The organism is Stenotrophomonas sp. 2YAF22 (assembly GCF_052114665.1).
Classification (GTDB): Bacteria; Pseudomonadota; Gammaproteobacteria; order Xanthomonadales; family Xanthomonadaceae; genus Stenotrophomonas; species Stenotrophomonas indicatrix.
This window is the reverse complement of sequence record NZ_JBFRFE010000222.1, coordinates 1-6,059: the sequence shown is the minus strand read 5'-3', so window position 1 is coordinate 6,059 and position 6,059 is coordinate 1. Positions and strand designations below refer to the sequence as shown.

Below are 6,059 nucleotides of genomic sequence, written 5' to 3'. Positions count from 1 at the left end.
GCGTTATCGCCACGAGCGCGGTGACGGACGCTACGCCTACGTGGAAGCACGCGCCAGCCACAACCGCCAGCGTTTCGAGCTGGGCCCGACCGCCGTCGCCCTCAATTTCAGCCGTGGCGCGATCCTCAACGTGGTCCTGCAGGAAGGCGGCGAAGTGCGCCCGCGCGTGCATGCCACCGAAGGCGACATCAGTTTCGGCATGGGCCGTGAGCGCGCCGGCCGCAGTTGGGATGCCGGCCTCAGCGCGCAGCGCAGCCAGGTGGACCTGCGCACCGAAGGCACCGTGCGCAGCGAACGCCTGCTGGAAGCAGCACGCACGCTGGACTTCCTGCCCGGATTTTCCACCCTGCCGGCGGAGCTGGCAGAGGAGCTGTTCCCGGCCATCCACAACCGCGGACGTACCGAGCAGTGGCAGGGCTGGTGGGGCATGCAGCGCACCCTGATGACACTGCCCGGCGGAGCAGCACAACTGGCCACCGGCATCGATCTGCGCCGCGAGCGCTGGACCTCGCTGCCCGATCCGCTGCTGGGCAAGGGCGAGCTGGCGCTGGGACTGCCGATGGAGCAACGCCGGCTGTCGCGGCAGAGCAACGCCGCTTACGCCGAAGTGGGCCTGCCGTTGGCGCCGACACTGCGCCTGGACGTGGCCGCGCGACTGGACCGCGATGGCGGTGACACTGCGTTTTCGCCGCGTGCCGGCCTGCGCTGGAGCCCCAGCCCGCATTGGTCGTTCCTGCTGGCCAGTGGCCGCGGCTACCGAGCACCCAGCATCTTCGAGCGCCGGCGRCCACCGGGCTACTTCGGCCTGTATGGCCTGCCCACCTCGGAGTCCCTGCCGCCGTGCGCGCGCCCGCTGCGCGATGGCGGCTGCGCGGTGGAAGTGGAGGTGGTGGAGAACGATGGGCTGAAAGCCGAGACCTCGCGCAGCCACTCGCTGGCCGCCAGCTGGACACCCAACGATGCGTTCTCGCTGTCACTGACCCACAACATCGTCGAACTGCGCAACGAGATCCTCGCCCTGCAACCCAGCGATGCACTGTGGAATCCCGGCACCTGGGAACTGGATGAGCAGGGTCGCCTGCGTGATCTTCGCCTGTCATTCGACAACATCGGCCGCACCACCTCGCGCAACTGGGTACTGCGCGGCGAGTACCGGGTGAATACCGGCCGCAACGGGCAGTGGCTGTTCTCGCTGGATGCGTTGAAACAGCAGGAGCTGCGTCGTGATCGCGGCCATGGCGAATCGGTGGACCTGCGCGGGCATGCCACGCCGGCGAACGCGGGCATCCTCAACGTGCAGTGGCAGAACCCATCCTGGGACATCGCCCTGCGTGGCAACCGCGTCGGCCGCACCCGCGCATGGCTGGCCGGTGAAGCGTGCGCGCAGGAGCAGCATGACCAGGGCCGTTGCATGAACCCGGCGCAGCTGCGCTGGAACCTGCATCTGGCGCGGCGGCTGAGCCCGCGCGTGATTGCCGCACTGGACGTGCACAACCTGCTTGATACGCGGCCGGTGAACCACCTGGTCGGCAGCGGCGGGCAGATGCCCGGGCTGGACGATCCCCTGGGGCGCTACTTCCTGCTGACCCTGCAATTCCGCTGAGCGTAGTACCCTACGCCGCCTGTTCCACGGCGTCGAAGGCGAGTCATGAAAGCCTACCTCTGGTTCCTGGGCGCGCTCATGTTGTTCTTCGCGCTGCCCTTTCCCTGCCTCATCTACTTCGGCACCAGCTGGCCGCTGGACGTGGGCGACCGCAGCGCACCCTGGCTGGCACTGGGCCTGCTGGCGACGTCGCTGACGCTGTGGCTGGTGCTGCTGTACGCCTTCCTGCATTACCTGCTGCTGGCGCCACCCCGTGCGCTGCAGCGCGTGCGCAGCATTCTGGCCGACGGCGAGCCACGCAGCGCGCGCATCGAGCAGGCCGAACAGACTGGCGTGCAGGTGCGCGGCTTCGCGCAGTGGCGGCTGCAACTGGCGTTCGACAATCTGTCCGGCACGCCGATCACCGAAACGCTGGTCGTAGTCGACAGCGAGCCACAGCTGCAGCGCTTCACCGTGGGCAGCCAGGTGGAGGTGCTGCTCAGCCCCACGCCGGGCACCTCGCCCAACCTGATACTGGCAGGATCGCAACCGGAACTGGACAGCGCCAGTCTGTGGCGTCGCGCCATCGGCGGCCTGGTCGGCATCGTCGTGGTCGCTGCCGCGTATGTCATGGCCTATCGCCTGCAGAGCGATGGAATGGGTTGGACGTTCCTGGGCTTCGGCCATCCGCTGCTGGTCTGCCCGCTGGTGCTGTGCGGCTACCTGATCGGCCTGCGTCTGCTGGCGCGCCTGCTGGCCGGCACACTGCAGATCGACGCGCGCGGCGAAGCGCTCAAGTACCGTGGTATCGGCGCCGAAGCGCGGGTGCTCGACGTGCGCCAGACCGGCACCTACGTCAACGAACAACCGCAGGTCGAGTTCAAGCTGGAATATCTCGACCGCGAGGGCAACGTACAGCAGGCCAGCGTGCGCCGCTTCGTTGCGCTGCTCGACCTGGCCAGCATCCCGCGCGGGCAGGTCGACATCCTGTACGACCCGGATGATCGCCGCAGCGTACGCATGGAGCACGCGTGAAGCGGCCCGTGTCCACACCGCTGGTGTTCGCTGGCGTGGTGCTGGCTCTGGCCGGTGCCGCCACGGCGGGCGGCGCATTGCAGTCCGTCAACGCGACCCTGCGTGGCGCCGCATCGACCATGCCTGCGGATGCAATGCAGCAACCCCCATGGGAACAACCGTTGCGCACGACGGCCATCGCAACGCCACGGGCGGCGCCCGAACCGATGCAGCTGCCCGGGCGCACGCGGTCGAACCTGCTGCTCGACGCCGAGCGCCTGCAGGCTGCACGGCAGGCGCTGGAAGCGATGCCCGGACTGGCCGGCGAACGCCTGGTCGTCTTCCACAGCATCCACTTCCATGACGACGGCCGCATCGACATCGACCTGGTCGATCCACAGCAGCCGGGCCATGTGGATGCTTACCACTACCAACGCGGGCAGTGGCGCAAGGGCGATGCGGTGAACCCGCAACAGTTCGCGCCGACCATCACCCTGCGCCGCAGCAGCACCGCACTGGCCAACATCGACTTCGATGCCGTGCCACGGGTGACGCAGGCCCTGCAGCAACAGCGCAATGCACTGATGCGTACGCCCGCCGACGTCGGCCATGTGTATGTGGTCATCCGCAAGGGCGGCAAGCTGGTGTGGTTGCCGGATGAAGTAGCCGGCGACCGCCAGACCGTGCGCCTGCGCTACGACGCCAAGGGCAACCTGCAGTAGAAAAAGGGCTATCTCACCGAGCGGGCGATGGCGTACTGCGCGGCGTAATAGGTGGACAGCACCAGCAGACTGGCCATCGGCAGCCCACCGCCGAAGCGATCCCACGCCAGCAATGAATCACTGGCCACGAACAGCAGTGCGCCACCGGCCGCCCAGCGCGCGCTGCCCGCTTCCAGCGTATCGGCGTGCGGCCGCTTCCAGTAACGGGCCACTGCCAGCATCGCCATCGCCGCCAGCACCACGACATAGGCCAGCACCGGAAGGCGCATCGGCTGCGGCAGATGCGGCCACAGTCCGGCCACGTTGACCGAAGCGAATGCGGCCAGCAGCACGAAGGCTGCGAGCAATCCGCGGCCCGCGCGCAGGCCGGCACGGAACGCGGCGATGTAGCACAGGTGCGCCAGCAGGAAGGCCACCAGGCCTGGCACGAACGCGTCGATCGGCAGCATCAGCGCGATATCACCTGCACAGGACAACAGCATGCCGGCCAGCACCGCACGCCTGTAGAACGCATCGGCCGCCGGCCGGACCTGCCAGGCGATGGCGGCGATCAGCAGCGTGGTCGCCGRCTTGGCCAACCAGTGCAGCCAACGCCCGTCGCCGTCCAGGTAGGCGCCGATGATGGCCAGCACGGCCACCACCAGGATCAGACCATCGCGTGTGCGCAGGCTCATCGCGCCTTCCACAGCTCTGCAAGGCGATCCGGGCGGCCGGTGATGCGCTCCAGCACCGGATACTGCAGGCCGCCGTGGTAGTCGATCTTCATCGTATCGATGCGGTCGAACTGCTTGACCAGCAGCGTGATCGGCGCCTTGTCAGTGGCCGCTGCTGCCACCGCATCCTTCAGGCGCTGGCTGCTGTACTCGCGGCCACCAACGGCGATCACCTTCATGCCCGGTGCCAGGCCGGCATTGAACGCCGGGCTGTCCCAGACCACGTCACCGACCACGCCACTGTCGAGCACCGTCGCGCCGAGCGAATAGGCCAGCAGCGCCGCCTTCGCGCGCTTTTCCTGTGCCTTGTAGGCCTCGTTCGGCGCATCGCGGTAGACCAGCTTCCAACCCGCCAGTTCCAGGCCGCCGGTCAACGAACCGTGTCCGTCCAAGCGCTGGCGCAGGAAGCTCGCCCAGTCGTACGGCGCGATGTCGTTGAGGGTCGCCACCACGTCATCGAAGGTGTACGGATTGACGTCCCAATCGCCGTTGCCGACGCCGAAGAACGCGCGCGCGAAATCATCCAGGCTGCGGCGGTTGCCGGTCAGCCCCCGCAGCTTGCCCTCCACCTCCAGCCACAGCATCTGGCCGCCGGAGTAGTAGTCCTCGCTCATCTGGTAGTTGCGGTACGGCAGGGTGCGACGCTGGGCGATGGTCGGGTCGTTGGTGGTGTCCTGCAGCGGTCGCCAGGCCAGGCCCGGGCGGCCCCGATCATAGGTGGCCGCCACGTTGGCCAGCATGTCGCGCGCCTGCTCGCTGGACCACAGCCCCGAACGCGCGGCCAGCACCTGGCCCCAGAACTGGGTCTGGCCCTCGTACACCCATAACAGGCTGTCGCCCATCGGTGTATTGAAATTGGCCGTGGCCAGGTCGGCACCGCGACGGTACTTGCCATTCCACGAGTGGGTGTACTCGTGCGGCAGCAGGTCGCGCATCCAGGCATTGCTGTCCCACTCGGTGAAGTAGCCCGGGTCGGCGCTGTTCTCGCTGGAGCGGTGATGTTCCAGGCCGATGCCGCCGAGGCGATCGGTCAGGGCAAGCAGGAATTCGTAGTGATCGTAGTGGCGCGCGCCGTACAGCTTGTCGGCCTGCTGCACCAGCGCACGGTGCGCCTTCAGCTGCGCGTCGGTCGGCTTCAGCGATTTGGCATCGTCGGCGAACACGTTCAGATGCACCGGCGCCTTCGCGCCCGGGTCGAGGTCGATGCGCTGGTGATGCTCACCGGCAAACAGCGGCGAATCGACCAGGTGGTCATAGGAAATCGGCTTGAACACCACGGTGTCACCATCACGGCGGGCGGTTTCCAGCGCGGTGGCATAGGCCCAGCCCTTGGGAAGGGTCACACTGGCCTGTGCCTGCAGGTTGCGCGCGTCCACGCCGGCCGGGTACAGCGAATTGGCATTCCACTGCAGATTGAGCATTTCAGGGGTCATCACCACCCTGCCCTGGCTACCGCCCTGCGAAGACAGGAAATCGAAGTGGGCGACGATCTCGCTCACGCCCGCCGGCACATCCACCTTGAACGCGTACACGTTGAACTGGTCGCGCTGCCAGGCCAGCGGCTTGCCGTTGGCAGTGACCCGCAGGCCGGCCAGCTTGTCGATCGGGCCGGTGGGCGAATGGTTGCCGGGAATCCACTGCGGATACAGCAGGGTCAGCGGGCCGGGCTTGGCCGGCACGGTGGCGGTCACCTTGAAGATGCGCCGGGCCAGGTCGCGTGCGTCGACATCGATGCGCAGCAGGCCCGGGGCGGCGGCATCACCCGGTGGCGGGGTCTGCGCCAGCGCGGGCGTGGCCGCCAGCGCGAACAGCACGGACATCACCAGGGCACGGGTTTTCATCGGCAACTTCCAGCAGCGGAGAATTCCCCGATGCTAGGCCTGTGAGGTGCCGAGCCCCATGGCCGAAGGTCATGGTCAGTGGCGCATCGACCAGATGCGGCAAAGCCTCATTGGAGCGTTGGCGAAGACTGACAGCATCCACGCATGGCGTGGATCTGCTGGAAAGCAGAGCAGTACCGGATAGATC

Annotated in this window: 5 protein-coding genes; 3 read left to right on the top strand and 2 right to left on the bottom strand. The window is 67.5% G+C overall.

What is annotated here, in order from left to right:
* The 3 genes from AB4Y84_RS10635 to AB4Y84_RS10625 all read left to right on the top strand — a co-directional run.
* On the top strand, positions 1–1,603 hold a 1,603-nt coding region (locus AB4Y84_RS10635), incomplete at its 5' end, for a TonB-dependent receptor (RefSeq protein WP_442250109.1).
* Positions 1,604–1,648: 45 nt separating this feature from the next.
* Positions 1,649–2,617, top strand: a complete 969-nt coding sequence (locus tag AB4Y84_RS10630) for a hypothetical protein (RefSeq protein WP_442243813.1) — start codon at positions 1,649–1,651, stop codon at positions 2,615–2,617.
* Positions 2,614–3,318: a hypothetical protein gene (locus tag AB4Y84_RS10625; protein WP_442243814.1), complete on the top strand. Its 705-nt coding sequence runs from the start codon at positions 2,614–2,616 to the stop codon at positions 3,316–3,318. Before AB4Y84_RS10630 ends, AB4Y84_RS10625 begins: the two co-directional genes overlap by 4 nt.
* An 8-nt stretch (positions 3,319–3,326) precedes the next feature.
* Here the strand turns inward: AB4Y84_RS10625 and AB4Y84_RS10620 are convergent, their stop codons facing one another.
* Complete coding sequence (locus AB4Y84_RS10620; protein WP_442250108.1) at positions 3,327–3,992, bottom strand: lysoplasmalogenase; 666 nt, start codon at positions 3,990–3,992, stop codon at positions 3,327–3,329.
* Complete coding sequence (locus tag AB4Y84_RS10615; protein WP_442243815.1) at positions 3,989–5,872, bottom strand: M61 family metallopeptidase; 1,884 nt, start codon at positions 5,870–5,872, stop codon at positions 3,989–3,991. Before AB4Y84_RS10615 ends, AB4Y84_RS10620 begins: the two co-directional genes overlap by 4 nt.
* Positions 5,873–6,059 lie beyond the last annotated feature (187 nt).